This window comes from Pseudomonas cremoricolorata, assembly GCF_000759535.1.
GTDB classification, from domain to species: domain Bacteria; phylum Pseudomonadota; class Gammaproteobacteria; order Pseudomonadales; family Pseudomonadaceae; genus Aquipseudomonas; species Aquipseudomonas cremoricolorata_A.
Map to the genome: position 1 here is coordinate 2,342,391 of NZ_CP009455.1, position 18,575 is coordinate 2,360,965.

General features: G+C 64.8%; 14 protein-coding genes and 1 pseudogene. 10 read left to right on the forward strand and 5 right to left on the reverse strand.

What is annotated here, in order from left to right; translation table 11 throughout:
* Window positions 1-80 precede the first annotated feature (80 nt).
* From LK03_RS10215 to gap, 4 genes are all read right to left on the reverse strand, one after another.
* Window positions 81-2,675 (reverse strand): TonB-dependent receptor, encoded by a 2,595-nt coding sequence (locus LK03_RS10215; protein WP_038412232.1) that lies wholly within the window; start codon window positions 2,673-2,675, stop codon window positions 81-83.
* Window positions 2,676-2,869: 194 nt separating this feature from the next.
* Entirely contained in the window at window positions 2,870-3,892 is a 1,023-nt protein-coding gene (locus LK03_RS10220) for a FecR family protein (protein WP_081951585.1), read from the reverse strand.
* Window positions 3,893-3,904: 12 nt separating this feature from the next.
* On the reverse strand, window positions 3,905-4,414 hold the full coding sequence (locus LK03_RS10225) for an RNA polymerase sigma factor (protein WP_038412233.1): 510 nt from the start codon (window positions 4,412-4,414) through the stop codon (window positions 3,905-3,907).
* Window positions 4,415-4,545: 131 nt separating this feature from the next.
* Entirely contained in the window at window positions 4,546-5,547 is a 1,002-nt protein-coding gene (gap, locus tag LK03_RS10230; protein WP_038412234.1) for a type I glyceraldehyde-3-phosphate dehydrogenase, read from the reverse strand.
* A gap of 264 nt (window positions 5,548-5,811) precedes the next feature.
* Here gap and edd point away from each other — a divergent pair, with 264 nt between their 5' ends.
* From edd to LK03_RS10280, 10 genes and pseudogenes are all read left to right on the forward strand, one after another.
* Window positions 5,812-7,638 (forward strand): phosphogluconate dehydratase, encoded by a 1,827-nt coding sequence (gene edd / locus LK03_RS10235; RefSeq protein WP_038412235.1) that lies wholly within the window; start codon window positions 5,812-5,814, stop codon window positions 7,636-7,638.
* Window positions 7,635-8,594 (forward strand): glucokinase, encoded by a 960-nt coding sequence (locus LK03_RS10240; protein WP_038412236.1) that lies wholly within the window; start codon window positions 7,635-7,637, stop codon window positions 8,592-8,594. The genes edd and LK03_RS10240 overlap by 4 nt, the downstream gene beginning before the upstream one ends.
* 79 nt (window positions 8,595-8,673) lie before the next feature.
* A complete protein-coding gene (locus tag LK03_RS10245; RefSeq protein WP_430962075.1) occupies window positions 8,674-9,372 on the forward strand; it encodes a response regulator in 699 nt (232 codons plus the stop codon).
* The gene (locus LK03_RS10250) at window positions 9,353-10,807 is read left to right on the forward strand and encodes an ATP-binding protein (RefSeq protein ID WP_038412238.1); all 1,455 of its coding nucleotides are present in this window, start codon (window positions 9,353-9,355) and stop codon (window positions 10,805-10,807) included. The genes LK03_RS10245 and LK03_RS10250 overlap by 20 nt, the downstream gene beginning before the upstream one ends.
* A gap of 131 nt (window positions 10,808-10,938) precedes the next feature.
* The gene (locus LK03_RS10255; RefSeq protein ID WP_028696669.1) at window positions 10,939-12,201 is read left to right on the forward strand and encodes an ABC transporter substrate-binding protein; all 1,263 of its coding nucleotides are present in this window, start codon (window positions 10,939-10,941) and stop codon (window positions 12,199-12,201) included.
* A gap of 67 nt (window positions 12,202-12,268) precedes the next feature.
* Window positions 12,269-13,177 (forward strand): carbohydrate ABC transporter permease, encoded by a 909-nt coding sequence (locus LK03_RS10260; protein ID WP_028696670.1) that lies wholly within the window; start codon window positions 12,269-12,271, stop codon window positions 13,175-13,177.
* Window positions 13,170-14,012 (forward strand): carbohydrate ABC transporter permease, encoded by an 843-nt coding sequence (locus LK03_RS10265; protein ID WP_038412240.1) that lies wholly within the window; start codon window positions 13,170-13,172, stop codon window positions 14,010-14,012. The genes LK03_RS10260 and LK03_RS10265 overlap by 8 nt, the downstream gene beginning before the upstream one ends.
* A 3-nt stretch (window positions 14,013-14,015) precedes the next feature.
* Window positions 14,016-15,181 (forward strand): annotated as a pseudogene (locus LK03_RS10270) (ABC transporter ATP-binding protein); the annotation flags it as partial.
* Window positions 15,182-15,200: 19 nt separating this feature from the next.
* Window positions 15,201-16,544, forward strand: coding sequence for a carbohydrate porin (locus tag LK03_RS10275; RefSeq protein WP_038412243.1), 1,344 nt, complete (start codon window positions 15,201-15,203; stop codon window positions 16,542-16,544).
* Window positions 16,545-16,665: 121 nt separating this feature from the next.
* Window positions 16,666-17,520 carry an aldose epimerase gene (locus LK03_RS10280; RefSeq protein ID WP_038412244.1) on the forward strand — a complete coding sequence of 285 codons (855 nt, stop codon included), beginning with the start codon at window positions 16,666-16,668 and terminating at the stop codon, window positions 17,518-17,520.
* Here LK03_RS10280 and hexR read toward each other — a convergent pair.
* Window positions 17,513-18,385, reverse strand: a complete 873-nt coding sequence (hexR, locus tag LK03_RS10285; protein ID WP_038412245.1) for a DNA-binding transcriptional regulator HexR — start codon at window positions 18,383-18,385, stop codon at window positions 17,513-17,515. The genes LK03_RS10280 and hexR overlap by 8 nt on opposite strands.
* Window positions 18,386-18,575: the final 190 nt, after the last annotated feature.

Here is an 18,575-nt window from a genome sequence, read left to right on the forward strand (position 1 = left end):
AAAGACGAAGCAGCCCGCGCATCAGCGTAAAAAAAGCGCCGGGCGTGCCTGTGCGAGCGAGCCCGGCGCGGCGGTTCGAGTCAGATATCCCACACCACGTTGATGGCGAAGTTGCGACCCGGCAGGGTCAGGCGGTCGAGGTTGGCGGGTTGGGTTACCCCAGCTTCGCCCAGACCGTCATAGGCGCGCACCGAATCCCACTGCCAATACTTCTTGTCGGTCAGGTTGTACAGGCCAGCGTTGACGGTCAGGTCATCGGTGAGCTTGTAGAAGCCGCTGAGGTCGAGCACGCCGTAACCGGGTGTGCGGAAGCGGCTGCTGGTGCCGTCGGGGGCGAAGAAGTTGGTGTCATCGACACGGTTCTTGCGCTTGACCAGGGTCCAGCTGAGCAGGCCACCGTAGTGCGGCTGCTCATAACCCAGGCCCCATACGGTGGTCAGCGGGTTGACCGAGTTCAACGGCTGGCCGGTGTCGTCGTTGCGTCCGTGCAGGTAGGCCAGCGAGCCTTGTGCGTACAGCCCTTCACTGGCGCCGAAATGACCAAGGTCGATACGGCCCTTGATCTCGCTGCCCTTGATGGTGGCGCGGCGAATGTTGTTGGCCTGGTAGGTATCGCCCAGGGATGCCGACTGCACGGCGTCTTCGTTGATGAAGTCGCGGTAGGTGTTGTAGAACACCGCGACGTCGAACTGGCCGGCATCGAAGTTGCCGCGCAGGCCCACCTCGAAGCTCTTGCTCTTTTCCGGCTCAAGGTTTGGGTTGCCTTCGACGCGGTAGCCTTCGAGCGGGTTGTCGAAGCGTCCGTACATGGATTTTGCAGTAGGCGTGCGGAAGCCTTCGGCGTACTGGCCGTAGCCAGTGTAGTGCTCGTCGAAGGCGTAGGTGACGCCGAGCTTGGGCGAAACCCGGTGCCAGCGTTTTTCCGAGGCATCGATGCTGGTTGGCGGTGCGCCGGCGCTGCCTTGCAGACCACGCAGGAACTCATCGGTGATGCGCGGCTTCATGTGCGTGTAGTCGTAGCGGGCGCCAGGCAGGAAGGTCCAGTCGTTCCAGCGGATCTCATCCTGCACGAACAGGCTGTAGGTGTTGACGGTGGGGTCGGGGAAATCGCTGACCAGCGCCTGGCCGTCGGTGGGGCGGTCGAAGCCGATGCTGGGGCAGCCAGCGCCGACGGCCAGGCAGGTGCCGGTGCCGCTGCGCGAACCGGTGACCTTCTCGTGCTTGAGGGTGGTGCCGTAGGTCAGCACGTGTTCGGTGTCGGCCAGGCTGAAGGCCTTGTCGAGCTGGGCGTCGAACACGAAGTGGCGGTTCTTGTAGGTGGTGTCGCGGGTGCGCAGCACGGTGCGGCTGAACGGGAAGTAGACCTCTTCGGTGCTCTGGTCGGTCTTGGCGATCTGGTAGTTCAGGCTCCATTTCAGGTGGTCGGCCAGGGTGGTGTCCAGGCGCAGGTCGTGATCGATGCCGAAGCGCTCGCGGGTGACCGTGTCGTTGGCCAGACGGCTGCGGTACATGCCAAAACCCGCACCGTTGTTGAACGGGCCGCCGACCGCGCTGAGCACGTTCTGATCGCGGTCATTCTTGAAGCGTTCGTAGGTCAGGCCGAGGCGGCCTTCTTCTGCGTAGTCCCAGCCGAGCTTGGCCAGCACGTTGGTGCTGCGCGTGTCTTCGGGGTTGGCTTCGGTGCGTGCCAGGCCGTCGCCGCTGTGCGTGCCGTACGAGGCCTGTTCGTGGCCATTGCGCTGGCTGAGGTGCAGCAGGCCGTCGAACTGGCCCTGGCGGCCGGCCACGGTGGCGGAGGTCAGCCAGCTCTCGTCGGCCGAGCTGTAGCCGGTTTTCAGGCGTGCGCCGACGTCCTTGCCGGGTTTGATGATGTCTTGTGGATCGAGGGTGAAGTAGCTCACCGCGCCGCCGATGGCATTGCTGCCGTACAGCACCGAGGCCGGGCCGCGGAGGATTTCCACGCGCTTGATGATTTCCGGGTCGACGTAATTGCGTTGGGTCTGGGCGTAGGGGCCGAAGAAGAAGCTGTCGGGAATCGCCACGCCATCGATCTGGGTCAGCACCCGCTCGCCGTCGATGCCGCGGATGTTGTAGCCGTTCAGGCCGCTGCGCTGCCCGATGCCGCTGACCGACACACCCGGCTCGTAGCGTGCCAGGTCGGCGATGCTGTTGACGTTGTCGCGGTCGAGCTGCTCGCGGGTTTTGACGCTGACGGTGCTCGGCACCTGGCTCACATCCTGGGCGCTGCGGGTGGCACTGACGGTCAATTGCTGCAGGGCAATGCTGCTGTTGCGAGCTGCTGTTTGCCGCTCGATCACCACGTTGCCGCTGCCGATGGTGCGGTAGCTGAGCCCGGTACCGTGCAGCAGTCGGGTGAGCGCCGCCTCCGGTTTCAGCGAGCCATGCACCCCTGCCGAGGCAACGCCCTGGGCCAGTTCGGCCGAGAAGCCGACCTGCCAGCCGGTGACCTGGCTGAAGGCGTTGAGCGCCGAGACCAGTGGTTGTTGCTCGATGGCGAAGCGGTAGCCACCCACCTGCGGGCTGCTGGCCTGCGCAGGCTCCGTCGCCAGTGCTGGCAGGCTGCAGGCGCCGCCAGCGAGCATGGCCAGGGTCAGCAGAGACAATCGGCCAACCTGGCCGGGCAAGGAAGAAGGGCGTTTGAAACCTGTGGACATCGAAGGCGCTCCCTGTCGCGCGAACGTTATGAGTGGCCGATTCTGGTCGAGGAAGAACAAGAATCAGTCGCATTGGCTATAACGAGACGATGCAGGGGCGAGGAAGACGTAAAAATAGTCGTAAGTGTAAGTGTCAGGCCTTTGCCCGAGGCCTGGATTCAGCGATGGGGCCCGGCTGTCGTGCCGCGCCAGGCTCAGTTGAGAATCACCAGCGACGGGTATTCGTGCAACTGCGCCGAGCTGATCTGGGCCAGTGCGCGCAGGGTTTCCAGCGGCTGGTCGAGGCGGTAGTTGCCGGTCACGGCAAGGGTGTCGAGCGCTGCGTTGCGGTTGATGATCAGGCCTGGGTAATAACGCCCGACCTCGGCCAGCACCTGGCTCAGCGGGCAGTTTTCGAACACCAGGCGACCGTTGACCCAGGCCAGGTCCCGGCGCAGGTCCGCGCGCTGTGGCTGCCCCAGGCCCTGAGGACCGATGTTGATGCTGTCACCAGCACTCAGGCGGATGCGGTCGCTGGCTGCCTGAACGTCGACATCACCGCGTTGCACGCGTACCTGGGCCTGGCCATTGAGGTAGCGCACGGCGAAATCGGTGTCGTGCGCCTGCGCGCGCAGCGGCCCGGCCTGAACTTCGAGTGCCGGTTGCGTGCCCCTGGCCACCTGAAAGTACGCTTCGCCTTGCAGCAGGCGCGCGACGGGTCGGCCGTCGCGCCTATCGTTGGCCAGCGCGCTGTCGGTGTTGAGCAGAACATTGGTGTGCTCGTCCAGGTGCAGGCGCTGGCGTTCGCCGACTTGAGTGAAGTGGTCGGCTTGCAGGCGCATGGGCAGATCGCCCACGGTGAACAGCCCCACCACCAGCAGTGCAGCGGTGGCCAGCGGTTTCCAGTGGCGGCGCAGGCGCGTGCTGATGCGCTTGCGTTGACGCTGCTGCAGTTGCCCGGCTGCCTGATGTAGGGGCACACCGTTCCACAGCGCTTCAGCTTGCAGATACGCCGCAGCGTTTTCCTCGGCCTCGCCCAGCCAGGCAGCGAAGGCGCGCTCGTCGTCTTCGCTGGCGCATTGCAGGCGCACCAGCCAGTCCAGCGCCTGTTCGCGGGCGCGGGCGTGTGCCTGACTGGCAGGGGTGTCGGCAGCGCGATGGTCGCTCACGGAACGTCCTTGCGGGGGAGAGATCGGGCGATGATCAAGGCTGACCGAGCCTGTGGCAAGGTGTTGCATCGATGCAGGGCCTCATTGCAGACGGTCGGCCACGCCCATGCAGATGGCCATGATCAGCTTCAGCTCTTTCTGCACGGTGCTGGCCGAAACGCTCAACTGCTCGGCGATTTCCACATAGCTGGCGCCATGCACACGGCTGAGAATGAAAATGCGCTGCTGGCGCTGGCTGAGTTGCCCGAGGCTGACGCTCAGGTGCTTGAGCAATTGCTCGGCATGGGCGGCGTCCTCGCTGCTGCTGGCCGGGGCGGCAACGCTGTGCAGCACTTGTTCGGGCACATCCTCGAAGGTGCGCTCGCGCACGCGGCGGGCGCGCAGGTGGTCGAGCGCCAGGTTGCGCGCGGTCTGGAACACGAAAGGTTGCAGGTGCGCCACCGGTCGGTCGCTCAGCGCGCGGGTGACCCGCAGGTAGGTTTCCTGCAGCAGGTCTTCGGCGGTGCTGGGGTTGCCGACCATGCGCTGCAAGGTGCGCAGCAGCACCACGCGCTGGCTGACGAAGAGGGCATTGAACCGGGACTGACTCACAGGGAAACCTGAGCGGAGGAAAGTTATTGATAATGCGTATCATCTTCCTCTTTGGTCAAGCCGGCAAATGTCAGCGATTGCAAACCCACGGCGGCCCGTGGGGCTGGCATCCAGCCCCGGCGCCAGTGCGGTTACTGCGCCTTGAACAGCGCTTTGCAGGTGTCGAGCATACGGTTGGAGAAGCCCCATTCGTTGTCGTACCAGGCCAGCACCTTGAGCATGCGCCCGTTGCTGCGGGTGTGGTTGGCGTCGAAGATCGACGACAGCGGGTTGTGGTTGAAGTCGCACGACACCAGCGGCAGGGCGTTGTAACCGAGCACTGGCGAATGCCGCGCCGCTTCCTCGAACAACTGGTTGACCATTTCGCGGCTGGCTTCGCGTTGCAGGTTGACCGTCAGGTCGACCAGCGAGACGTTGATCACCGGCACCCGCACCGCCATGCCGGTGAGCTTGCCGGCCAGCTCCGGCAGCACCAGGCCCACCGCTTCGGCCGCGCCGGTCTTGCTCGGGATCATCGACTGGGTGGCCGAACGCGCCCGGTACGGGTCGCTGTGGTACATGTCGCTGAGCACCTGGTCGTTGGTGTAGGCGTGGATGGTGGTCATCAGGCCCTGTTCGATGCCGAATTCCCGTTGCAGCACCTGGGCGACCGGGGCCAGGCAGTTGGTGGTGCAGGAGGCGTTGGAAATGACCTGGTGCGAGGCGCGCAGTTGCTCGTGGTTGACGCCGTACACCACCGTGGCATCGGCGCCCTTGGCCGGCGCCGAGATGATCACCTTGCCGGCGCCAGCGCTCAGGTGCGCGGCGGCCTTGGCACGGTCGGTGAACAGCCCGGTGCATTCGAACACCACATCCACCGCATTGGCCTTCCAGGGCAGCTCGGCCGGATTGCGAATGGCGCTGACGGCGATGCGGTCGCCATTGACGGTCAGGCTTTCGTGGTCGGCTTCGACCTGCGCATCGAAGGTGCCATGCACGCTGTCGTACTTGAGCAGGTGGGCGTTCATGGCGCTGTCGCCCAGGTCGTTGATGGCGACCACCTGCAGGTCGTGACGGTAGTCCTGGGTATACAGCGCGCGAAGCACGTTGCGTCCGATGCGGCCGAACCCATTGATGGCAATGCGAATGGTCATGGCGATACCTCTGGCAGTCTGGAGAAGCCTGTGGCACAAAGAGCCGCTTCACTGAAACGGTTTTGTTGTTGGAATTACAAGATTATTCGCTGACAGATAGAAAACAACCCTTTTTGGTGGCAATATTTTGTTTAAACATACAACGAGCGCTCCGGGTACCCTTTCCCGCTGTGATGGTAGGCTCTTGCTGAGCCTAGGTCGCCGCGCAAATCAGGGCGAACTGCCCGCCGAGAGCGCCCTTACCGCAAGCCTGGAGTCCAGTACATGCACCCGCGCATCCTTGAGGTCACTCAGCGGCTGATCGAACGCAGCCGCGCCACCCGTGAACGCTACCTGCAGCTGATTCGCGGCGCGGCCAGTACCGGGCCCATGCGTGCCAGCCTGCAGTGCGCCAACTTCGCCCATGGCGTGGCCGGTTGCGGCGCCGACGACAAACAGACCCTGCGCCTGATGAACGCCGCCAACGTCGCCATCGTCTCGGCTTACAACGACATGCTCTCGGCGCATCAGCCCTATCAACATTTCCCTGAGCAGATCAAACAGGCCCTGCGTGACGTTGGTTCGGTCGGCCAGTTCGCCGGTGGCGTGCCGGCCATGTGCGACGGTGTCACCCAGGGCGAGCCGGGCATGGAACTGGCTATCGCCAGCCGCGAAGTGATCGCCATGTCCACCGCCATCGCCCTGTCGCACAACATGTTCGATGCCGCGCTGATGCTCGGCATCTGCGATAAGATCGTTCCCGGGCTGATGATGGGGGCGCTGCGTTTCGGCCATCTGCCGACCGTGTTCGTGCCCGGCGGGCCGATGGTTTCGGGCATTTCCAACAAGGAAAAGGCCGATGTGCGCCAGCGCTACGCCGAAGGCAAGGCCAGCCGTGAAGAGCTGCTCGAATCGGAAATGAAGTCGTACCACGGCCCCGGCACCTGCACCTTCTACGGCACCGCCAACACCAACCAGCTGGTGATGGAAGTGATGGGCCTGCACTTGCCTGGCGCCTCGTTCGTCAACCCGTACACGCCGCTGCGCGATGCGCTGACCGCCGAGGCCGCGCGTCAGGTAACCCGCATGACCAAAGCCAGCGGCAACTTCATGCCGCTGGGCGAAATCGTCGACGAGAAGGCGCTGGTCAACTCCATCGTCGCCCTGCACGCTACCGGCGGCTCGACCAACCACACCTTGCACATGCCAGCCATCGCCCAGGCCGCCGGCATCCAGCTGACCTGGCAGGACATGGCCGATCTGTCCGAAGTGGTGCCGACGCTGTCGCACGTCTACCCCAATGGCAAAGCCGACATCAACCACTTCCAGGCCAGCGGCGGCATGGCCTTCCTCATTCGCGAACTGCTCGATGCAGGCCTCTTGCACGAAGACGTCAACACCGTCGCCGGCCCCGGCCTGCGCCGCTATACCCAGGAGCCGTTCCTCGAAGACGGCCAACTGGTTTGGCGCGAAGGCCCGGCGCAGAGCCTGGATGAATCGATCCTGCGTCCAGTGGCGCGGCCGTTCTCGCCCGAGGGTGGGCTGCGGGTGATGAACGGCAACCTTGGCCGTGGCGTGATGAAAGTCTCGGCGGTGGCGCGCGAGCATCAGGTGGTCGAAGCCCCGGCACGCATCTTCCACGATCAACAATCGCTGGCCGAGGCCTTCAAGGCCGGCGAGCTGGAGCGCGATTTCGTCGCCGTGGTGCGTTTCCAGGGGCCGCGCTGCAACGGCATGCCTGAACTGCACAAGCTGACCCCGTTCCTTGGCGTATTGCAGGACCGCGGCTTCAAGGTAGCGCTGGTGACCGACGGGCGCATGTCCGGTGCGTCGGGCAAGATTCCGGCGGCGATTCACGTGTGCCCGGAAGCCTACGATGGTGGACCGCTGGCACGGCTGCGCGATGGTGATATGGTGCGCGTCGACGGCGTCGAAGGCACGCTGCAGGTGCTGATCTCGGCCGAGGAACTGGCCAGCCGCGACCTGCCCCCCGCACCCCAGGGCAACGACTTGGGCTGCGGACGCGAGCTGTTCGGCTTCATGCGCGTCGCCTTCAGCTCGGCCGAGCAGGGCGCCAGCGCCTTTACTGCGGATTTGGAGAAGCTTGGATGAAGGACTTGCTGGTCGGCGACATCGGTGGCACCAACGCACGCTTTGCCCTGTGGCGAGACAACCAGCTGCACGCCGTGGAGGTGTTCGCCACCGCCGACTACAGCGGCCCGGAACAGGCCATCGAGTATTACCTGGCCGACCAGGGCGTGGCCCTGGGCGAGGTGAGCGCGGCCTGCCTGGCCGTGGCCGGGCCGGTGGATGGCGATGAGTTCCAGTTCACCAACAACCAATGGCACCTCAGCCAGCGCGCGTTCTGCAAGCACCTGCAGATCGACCGGCTGTTGCTGGTCAATGATTTCACCGCCATGGCTCTGGGCATGACCCGGCTCAAGGCCGACGAATACATCGAGGTCTGCGCGGGTGACGCCGACGCCGCCCGGCCGGCACTGGTCATCGGCCCTGGCACCGGGCTGGGCGTGGGCTGCCTGCTGCGTCAGGGCGAGCGGCGCTGGCTGGCGCTGCCGGGGGAGGGCGGTCACGTCGACCTGCCGGTGGGCAACGCCCGCGAGGCGGCGATTCACCAGCAACTGCATGGGCAGATCGGCCATGTCAGTGCCGAGACCGTACTCAGCGGCGGCGGCCTGCTGCGGCTGTACCAGGCCATGTGCGCGCTGGACGGCGACGTGCCACGGCACAAGACCCCGGCGCAGATCACCGATGCGGCACTGGCCGGCGAGCCGCGCGCTGCGGCGGTGATCGAGCAGTTCTGCCGTTTTCTCGGACGGGTGGCCGGCAACAACGTGCTGACCCTTGGCGCGCGTGGCGGTGTGTATATCGCCGGCGGCGTGATCCCGCGCTTCGCCGAGCTGTTCCTGCGCAGCGGTTTCCACACCAGCTTCACCGACAAAGGCTGCATGAGCGACTACTTCGCCGGCATTCCGGTGTGGCTGGTCACCGCCGAGTTGTCGGGTCTGCTGGGCGCCGGTGTGGCGCTGGAGCAGGCCCTGCACGATTGAGCCATGGCCCAGCCGCCGCAGAGCGGCGGGCCAGCACACCAAGGAACTTACTTTGAGCACTGTCAGCAAGTCGATCCTGATGGTCGACGACGACCACGATATCTGTGAACTGCTGCAAACCTACCTCAGCCGCGCCGGTTTTCAGGTTCGCGCCGAGCGTGATGGTCGCAGCTTTCGCCAGTCCCTCGAAGCGCAGCCGTACGACTTGGCGATCCTCGATGTGATGTTGCCCGACGAAGATGGCTTCAGCCTCTGCCGCTGGGTGCGCCAGCACCCGCAGCATGCGCGCATGCCGATCATCATGCTCACCGCCAGCTCCGACGAAACCGACCGGGTGATCGGCCTGGAGCTTGGCGCCGACGACTACATGGGCAAGCCGTTCGGCCCGCGCGAACTGCTGGCGCGGATCAAGGCGCTGCTGCGCCGCACCGAGTTCGCCCAGGCGCAGCCGGGCAACGCGATACTTGGCTTCGATGACTGGCGCCTCGATACCACCAGCCACCGGCTGTACCACCGTGATGGGGAAGAGGTCATTCTGACCGGCGCCGATTTCGCCTTGCTCAAGCTGTTCCTCGATCACCCACAGCAGATTCTCGACCGCGACACCATCGGCAATGCCACCCGAGGTCGCGAGCCGATGCCGCTGGACCGCATCGTCGACATGGCAGTGAGCCGCCTGCGTCAACGCCTGCGCGACACGGAAAAACCCCCGCGACTGATCCGCACCGTGCGTGGCAGCGGCTACCTGCTGGCGACCCATGTCCGTCCGGTCGGCTGAGCCGCGCTGGCGCCTGCTGCCGCGCTCGTTGTTGGGGCGCATGCTGCTGCTGACCCTGCTGGTGGTGCTGCTGGCCCAGGGGCTGTCGAGCCTGATCTGGGTGGCGCAACTGCGCGCCAGCCAGATCCAGGGCTTGCAGGCCAGTGCCGGCAGCCTGGCCCATTCGATGAGCGCCAGCGTCAGTTACTTCCGCTCGCTGCCGGTGGCGTACCGGCCGATGGTGCTCGATCAGCTGCGCAGCATGGGCGGCACGCGCTTTTTCGTCTCGCTCAACGACAAGCCCCTGGACATGCCGAGTTTGCCGCTGACCGCGCGCAAAAAGGCGGTGATCGAGGTGTTCGACGAGGTGCTGCACGAGCGCCTGGGCAAGCAGATGGACATCAGCGTGGCCTTCGTCAGCCCGCAGGAGTTGCGCCTGTTCAACAGCGGCCTGAAGCTCGATGAACTGCCGCGCTCATGGGCGCATTATTCGCTGACGCTGGAGCCGCTCAATCCACCGGTGCTGGTGACGCAGATACGCCTGGGTGAACACGAATGGCTGTACATCGCCTCGCTGATGCCTGAGCCCTACACCAGCCTTGAAGCCGAGCGCCTGCCGCGCCAGCAGGTTGGCTTCATTGCCCTGACCACCGCCTTGCTGTTGCTGTTCATCGGCCTGCTGGTGCACTGGCAGACCCGTCCGCTCAAACGCCTGGCCCACGCCGCCCGTGATTTGTCGCTGGGCGCCGACGTGGCGCCGCTGGCAGGCGGGGGCGGCAGCGAGGTGGTGGAGGTGAGCCGCGCCTTCAACAGCATGCGCGAGCGCATCAGCCGCTACCTGACCGAGCGCAGCCAGCTGTTCAGCGCCATTTCCCACGACCTGCGCACGCCCATCACCCGCCTGCGGCTGCGTGTCGAGCTGCTCGAAGACGAACAGGCGCAGCGCACGTTCAACCGTGACCTCGACGAGCTGGAGCTGCTGGTCAAGGGCGCCCTGCAATGCGTCAAGGACACCGACATTCACGAGAACATCGAGCCGATCGATCTCAACCAGGTGCTGGAAATGCTCGCCGAACCCTACCTGCGCGATGGCCGCATCACCCTCGAAGGGCGTGCTCTGACGCCCTACCTGGGCAAGTCGCTGGCGTTGCGCCGCTGTATCGGCAACCTCATCGACAATGCCATCAAGTACGGCGAGCGCGCGCACCTGCGCATCCTCGACAGCGCCAGCGGTTTCGTCCTGCAGGTCGACGATCAAGGGCCTGGCGTCCCGCAACAGCAGCTCGAGCACGTCTTCGAGCCGCACTTTCGCCTGGCCGGGCAGCAGCAGGGCTACGGCCTGGGCCTGGGCATCGCGCGCAACATCGCCCACAGCCACGGCGGCGAAGTCAGCCTGCTCAACCTGCGCCAGGGCGGCTTGCGGGTCACCCTGAGTCTGCCGCGTGGGCAGCCCTGAGGGCCAATGTCACCAGTTGGTGACAATCGCGCATCGCTTCGTTACCTGCCGCCTTCGGTCGCCTGTTTAGACTCCGATCCACGCGCAAGCACATGACTTGCCTTGCATAACAACAAAAAAGGTTGACCCGCATGAATGCCATCACTCGCCTGGCTACTGCTGTTTCCCTCGCCTGCGCTCTGCCCCTGAGCGCCGTGGCTGCCGACAACGGCACCGTCGAAGTCCTGCACTGGTGGACCTCGGGCGGTGAAGCGGCGGCCGTACAGACCCTCAAGCAACAAATCGAAAAAGACGGTTTCACCTGGAAGGACAACGCCGTCGCCGGTGGCGGTGGTGCTGCGGCCATGACCGTGCTGAAAAGCCGCGCCGTGGCCGGCAATCCGCCTGCCGCCGCGCAGATCAAAGGCCCGGACATCCAGGAGTGGGGCGCCCTTGGTCTGCTCACCGAGCTGGACGAAGTGGCCAGCGCCAACCACTGGGATCAACTCCTGCCGGCCAAGCTCACGCCGATCTGGAAATACGACGGTCACTACGTCGCCGTGCCGGTGAACATCCATCGGGTCAACTGGCTATGGATCAACCCGCAGGTGTTCGAGAAGGCCGGGGCCAAGGTGCCGGAAACCCTCGACGAGCTGTTCGCCGCCGCCGACAAGCTCAAGGCCGCCGGCTTCCAGCCCCTGGCCCACGGTGGCCAGCCTTGGCAGGACAGCACCGTGTTCGAAAGCCTGGTGCTGAGCGTGCTCGGCCCGCAGGGCTATCACAAGGCCTTCGTCGAGCTCGACGAGCAGACCCTCACCGGCGCCAAGATGATCGAGACCTTCCAGGCCTTGCAGCGTCTGGCCGGCTACATGGACCCCAACCGCGCCGGGCGTGACTGGAACATCGCCGCCGCCGAGGTCATCACCGGCAAGGCCGGCATGCAGATCATGGGCGACTGGGCCAAGAGCGAATGGACCGCCGCGCACAAGGTCGCTGGCAGCGACTACCAATGCGTGCCATTCCCCGGCACCCAGGGCAGCTTCACCTACAACATCGACTCGCTGGCGATGTTCAAGCTGAGCAACGCCAACGACATCAAGGCGCAGAACGACCTGGCCAAAGTGGCGCTGGAAAAACCCTTCCAGACCGCTTTCAACCAGAACAAGGGCTCGCTGCCGGTGCGCCAGGACATGGACATGAGCCAGTTCGACGCCTGCACCCAGCGCTCGGCCAAGGATTTTGCCGAGGCCAGCAAGGGTGACGGTCTGCAGCCGAGCATGGCGCACAACATGGCCTCGTCGCTGGCGGTGCAGGGCGCCATCTTCGATGTGGTCAGCAACTTCCTCAACGACCCCAAGGCCGATCCGGCCAAGGCGGCCAAACAGCTGAGCGCGGCGATCAAGGCCTCACGCTGACGGCCACTGGCCGGGCCCCGTGCCCGGCCTGCCTCTCCCTTTTCAATCATTTCCTGGGGATCACTCCATGAATACTGCGACCGCGCGCCTGCGGGCCTCGCCCCTGGACGCCTTGCAGCGCTGGCTGCCCAAGCTGGTGCTGGCGCCAAGCATGCTCATCGTGCTGGTGGGCTTCTACGGCTACATCGGCTGGACCCTGGTGCTGTCCTTCACCCAGTCGACGTTCATGCCCAACTACCGCTGGGCTGGCCTGACGCAGTACCTGAAGCTGCTCGACAACGACCGCTGGTGGGTGGCGAGCAAGAACCTGGCGGTGTTCGGTGGCCTGTTCATCGGCATCAGCCTGGTGCTCGGCGTGCTGCTGGCGGTGCTGCTCGACCAGCGCATCCGCCGCGAAGGCTTCATCCGAACCATCTACCTGTACCCGATGGCGCTGTCGATGATCGTCACCGGCACCGCCTGGAAGTGGCTGCTCAATCCGGGTCTGGGCCTGGACAAACTGCTGCGCGACTGGGGCTGGGAGGGTTTTCGCTTTGACTGGCTGGTGGACCCGGAGCGGGTTGTGTACTGCCTGGTGATCGCCGCCGTGTGGCAGGCCTCGGGTTTTGTCATGGCGCTGTTCCTGGCCGGCCTGCGTGGGGTCGACCCGTCGATCATCCGCGCCGCCCAGGTCGATGGCGCCAGTCTGCCGCGCATCTACCTGCGCATCGTCCTGCCGAGCCTGCGCCCGGTGTTCTTCAGCGCGGTGATGATCCTCGCCCACATCGCCATCAAGAGCTTCGACCTGGTAGCGGCGATGACCGCAGGCGGGCCGGGCTATGCCTCTGACCTGCCGGCGATGTTCATGTACAGCTTCACCTTCAGCCGTGGACAGATGGGCATGGGTTCGGCCAGCGCCATTCTCATGCTCGGGGCGATTCTGGCGATCCTCGTGCCGTACCTGTATTCCGAATTGAGGAACAAGCGCCATGAATAGCCATCGCCCGCGTTGGATTTCCCCAAGCCGCCTGGCCATCCACGGCACCCTGCTGGTGGCCTGCGCGGTGTACCTGATTCCGCTGTTGGTGATGCTGCTGACCAGCTTCAAGTCGCCGGACGACATCCGTACCGGCAACCTGTTGAGCTGGCCCGAGGTGGTGACTGGCATCGGCTGGTTCAAGGCCTGGGACAGTGTCGGTGGCTACTTCTGGAACTCGGTGAAGATCACCGTGCCGGCGGTCCTGGCCTCGACCCTGATCGGTGCGCTGAACGGCTACGTGCTGTCGATGTGGCGCTTCCGTGGCTCGCAGCTGTTCTTCGGTTTGCTGCTGTTCGGCTGCTTCCTGCCGTTCCAGACCGTGCTGCTGCCGGCCTCGTTCACCCTCGGCAAGCTGGGCCTGGCCAGCACCACCACGGGCCTGGTGCTGGTGCACATCGTCTACGGGCTGGCCTTCACCACGCTGTTCTTCCGCAATTACTACTGCAGCGTGCCGCAGGCCCTGGTGCAGGCGGCGCGGCTCGATGGGGCAGGCTTCTTCACGATCTTCGGACGCATCCTGCTGCCGATGTCGTTGCCGATCATCATGGTCTGCCTGATCTGGCAGTTCACCCAGATCTGGAACGACTTCCTCTTCGGCGTGGTGTTCGCCAGCGGCGACGCCCAACCGATCACGGTGGCGCTGAACAACCTGGTCAACACCAGCACCGGGGTCAAGGAATACAACGTCGACATGGCGGCGGCGATGATCGCGGGGCTTCCGACCCTGCTGGTCTACGTCGTGGCTGGCAAATATTTCCTGCGCGGCCTCACCGCCGGCGCAGTCAAGGGGTGACACATGGCACGTCTGGAACTTCGCAACGTCAACAAACGCTACGGCAGCGGCCTGCCGGACACCCTCAAGTCCATCGAGCTGGCCATCGATTCAGGCGAGTTCCTGATTCTGGTCGGGCCGTCGGGGTGCGGTAAGTCGACCCTGATGAACTGCATCGCCGGCCTGGAAGAGATCAGCGGCGGGGAGATTCTGGTCGACGGCGTCGACATCAGCGGCATGAGCCCCAAGGACCGTGACATCGCCATGGTGTTTCAGTCCTACGCGCTGTACCCGACCATGAGCGTGCGCGACAACATTGCCTTCGGCCTGAAGATTCGCAAGCTGCCGCAGGCGGCCATCGACGAAGAGGTGGCGCGGGTCGCCCGGCTGCTGCAGATCGAGCACTTGCTTGGTCGCAAGCCAGCGCAGCTCTCCGGCGGGCAGCAGCAGCGCGTGGCGATGGGCCGCGCGCTGGCCCGTCGGCCGCGCATCTACCTGTTCGACGAACCGCTGTCGAACCTCGACGCCAAGTTGCGGGTAGAGATGCGCACCGAAATCAAGCTCATGCACCAGCGCCTGAAAACCACCACGGTGTACGTCACCCACGACCAGATCGAGGCCATGACCCTCGGCGACAAGGTGGCGGTGATGAAGGACGGCATCGTCCAGCAGTTCGGCACCCCTCAGCAGATCTACAACGACCCGGCCAACCAGTTCGTCGCCAGCTTCATCGGCTCGCCGCCGATGAACTTCATTCCCGCGCCACTGGTGCGTCAGGAAGGGCGAATGATGGCCCTGCTCGACAGCGGTCAGGAGCGTTGTGCAGTGCCAGTGACGGCGGGCGAAGAATGGCTCGGGCGTGAAGTGATACTCGGCATCCGCCCGGAGCAGATCATCCAGGGCACGGCCCAGGGCAACGGTATGCCGGGGATCACCGCACAGGTGGAAGTCACCGAGCCCACCGGGCCTGACCTGCTGGTGTTCGTCACCCTCAACGGCACCAAGGTCTGCTGCCGTCTGGCGCCGGATGTGAGCTGCCAGATCGGCGACAGCCTGCGCCTGCAACTGGACCCAGCGCGGGTCCTGCTGTTCGACGCAGGCACTGGCGAGCGGCTCGATCGCGCCGCCGTCGCTCCCCAGCACGAGCACGTCGCGTAAACGCACGCGGCGCCAATCGTCTGAATAACAACAACAGAAGGACGCACTGCAATGGATCATCGCAAGCACATCACCACCTTCGGCTCGCTGGCCGTCCTGGCGCTGCTCGGCAACGGCGCAGCGCAGGCTGCCGAGGCCTTTGCCAGCGACTCGAAATGGATGACCGGGGACTGGGGCGGCACGCGCACCGCGCTGCTCGACCAGGGCTATGACTTCACTCTCGACTACGTCGGCGAGGTCGCCAGCAACCTGCGCGGCGGCTACAACCACGACCGCACCGCGCGCTACAGCGACCAGTTCGCCCTCGGCGCGCACCTCGACCTGGAGAAACTCTTCGGCTGGCACGACGCCGAGTTCAAGCTGGCGATCACCGAGCGCAGTGGCCGAAACCTGTCCAACGACCGCATCAGCGATCCGCGTGCCGGGCAGTTCAGCTCGGTGCAGGAAGTCTGGGGGCGCGGGCAGACTTGGCGGCTGACCCAGCTGTGGCTCAAACAGACCTACTTCGATGGCGCGCTGGATGTGAAATTCGGTCAGTACGGCCCGGGCGAGGAGTTCAACAGTTTCCCCTGCGACTTCCAGAACCTGGCCTTCTGCGGTTCGCAGGTGGGTAACTGGGTCGGCGGCATCTGGTACAACTGGCCGGTCAGCCAGTGGGCGCTGCGGGTCAAGTACAACCTCACGCCTGAGCTGTTCGTGCAGGTCGGGGCGTTCGAGCAGAACCCCTCGAACCTCGATACCGGCAACGGCTTCAAGCTCAGCGGCAGCGGCACCAAGGGCGCGATCGTGCCGGTCGAGGCGGTGTGGTCACCGAAGGTCAACGGCCTGCCTGGCGAATATCGCCTGGGTTACTACTACAGCACGGCCAAGGCCGAGGACGTCTACGAGGACGTCAACGGCAATCCTCAGGGCGTGACCGGCAGCGGCTTCCGCTCGCATTCGAGCAAGCACGGCTGGTGGGTAGTGGCGCGTCAGCAAGTCACCGCGCACGGCGGCGATGCCAGCCGCGGGCTGAACCTGTTCGCCAACTTCACCGTGCACGACAAGGCCACCAACGTGGTCGACAACTACCAGCAGGTGGGGATGGTCTACAAAGGCGCGTTCGACGCCCGGCCCAAGGATGACATCGGCTTTGGCGTGGCGCGCATCCACGTCAACGACGATGTGCGCAAGCGCGCCGCTCAGCTCAATGCCCAGCGCGGAATTGATGATTACGACAATCCGGCCTTCCTGCCCCTGCAACGCACCGAGTACAACGCCGAGCTCTACTACGGCTTCCACGTCACCAACTGGCTGACCGTGCGGCCCAACCTGCAGTACATCAAGAGCCCGGGCGCGGTGGACGAAGTCGACAACGCATTGGTCGCCGGGGTGAAGATTCAGTCGTCATTCTGAGGGCGCTTGTTGTAAATTTACGCACTTCTTGCAGCCGCACTGCGGTTGATCGTGACGGGGCGCCGTCTGCCACGGCGCCCCGTCACCTGAGCGACCCAACGACAACAAGAGCTTCAGGCCCATGCCCGACCATCCGCTTCACTGCCTGTTCAGCCCCGAGCGGGCCAGGCCGACCTTCGACTGGCAGCGTCATCAGCAGCGTGATGTGCTGGTCATCGAGCATCCCGTGTGCCAGGCGGTGTTCGCCCGCCAAGGTGCGCAGCTGCTGCATTTCCAGCCCAGCGGCGAGCGCCCGTGGCTGTGGTGTGCCGAGCAGTGGCCGCATGTCGGCGCCATTCGCGGCGGCGTGCCGGTGTGCTGGCCGTGGTATGGCCGACATCCCAGCGAAGACCTGTGGCCGACCCACGGCTGGGCGCGTCTGCTCGACTGGCAGCTGATCGACAGTGCTGAGGATGCCCAAGGCGTGACCTTGCACTGGCGCCTGCAACTGTGCGACTGGCAGGTCGATTTGCACGCCCGACTCACCGACACCCTCGAACTGACCCTCACCACCGAACACCAGGACAGCGAAACCTGCCAACTGAGCCATGCGCTGCTGGCTTACTGGCGTATTGGTCACGTGGCAAAGACAGCGCTGTCTGGGCTGGAAAACGTCGAGGGCTATGACCAGATGAATCGCGTTCCTTGCCGCCAGACCAACCCGTTCAACATCGCAGAGGGTTGCCAACGGGTGTATCCCGGCAGCGCCGCCGTGCAGGTGCAGGATGCCGCCTGGCAGCGGGCGTTGTGCATCGATACCAGCGACAGCGACGACACCGTAGTCTGGCATCCAGGCAGTCGGCCGTTGGTGGGGGTGACGGGGCGTGAGGCGCGCGGCTTCGTCTGTGTCGAAGCCGCCAGCGGCTGTAACGAAGCGCTGAGTCTGGCGCCGGGTGAGCAGGCACACTTGCGCCTGCAGGCACATCGGCTCAGTTGAGCAGGTCGTCTTCGATGGGGTAGCGGCTGGCGTTGAGGCTTTCCTTGATCTTGCGCAGGTGCGGCTGGAAGTCGACACCGCGGCGCAGGGTCATGCCGGTGGCGAGTACGTCGAGCACGGTGAGCTGGATGATCCGCGAGGTCATCGGCATGTAGATGTCGGTGTCTTCGGGCAGCGGAATGTGCAGGCTCAGGCTGCACGCCTCGGCCAGCGGCGAGCCGGCAGCGGTCAAGCCCAGCACCGAAGCACCGTTGGCCCGCGCCAGGCGCGCCACCTCGACCAGCTCGCGCGTGCGCCCAGTGTAGGAAATGATCACGAACAGATCACCGGTGTGCGCCACTGACGCCAGCATGCGCTGCATCAGCACATCGGCATGTGCCGACACCGCCAGGTTGAAGCGGAAGAACTTGTGCTGCGCATCCAGCGCCACCGGGGCCGAGGCGCCGAGGCCGAAGAAGTGGATCTGCCGGGCCTGGATCATCATGTCGACGGCGCGACTGATCTGTTGCGGTTCGATCTGCTGGCAGGCGCTGTCCAGCGAGGCGATGGCGCTGCCGAAGATCTTCTGTGTGTAGGCCGCCGGATCGTCGTCAGCTTCCACCGCACGGCTGACATAGGCCGCGCCACTGGCCAGGCTCTGCGCCAGTTGCAGTTTCAGTTCCGGGTAGCCGCTGACACCGAACGAGCGGCAGAAGCGGTTGACCGTCGGCTCGCTGACCTTGGCCGCCTGGGCCAGTGCGGCGATGCTGAAGCGGGTGGCCTGTTGCGGGTTGAGCAGGATCACCTCGGCGACCTTGCGTTCGGCTTTGTTCAGTTCGTCGAGGCGGCCCTGGATTTGTTCCAGGAGGTTTCGCGCGCGGTCCATGGGGTGTCCTTGGGTCGATAAGACAGCCGGCTGTCTGGGCAGCAGGCTTTTTGCAATGGTGTCTATCCTACTGTCGCGCTGTGGGACGCACCACATATCCGTAGGAATACCGATCAATGTTGTTAGATTTACTACATTGATCCTTGAAAATCAGTTTTGAACGCGGTATTTCTAGCCTAACTCGATAAAA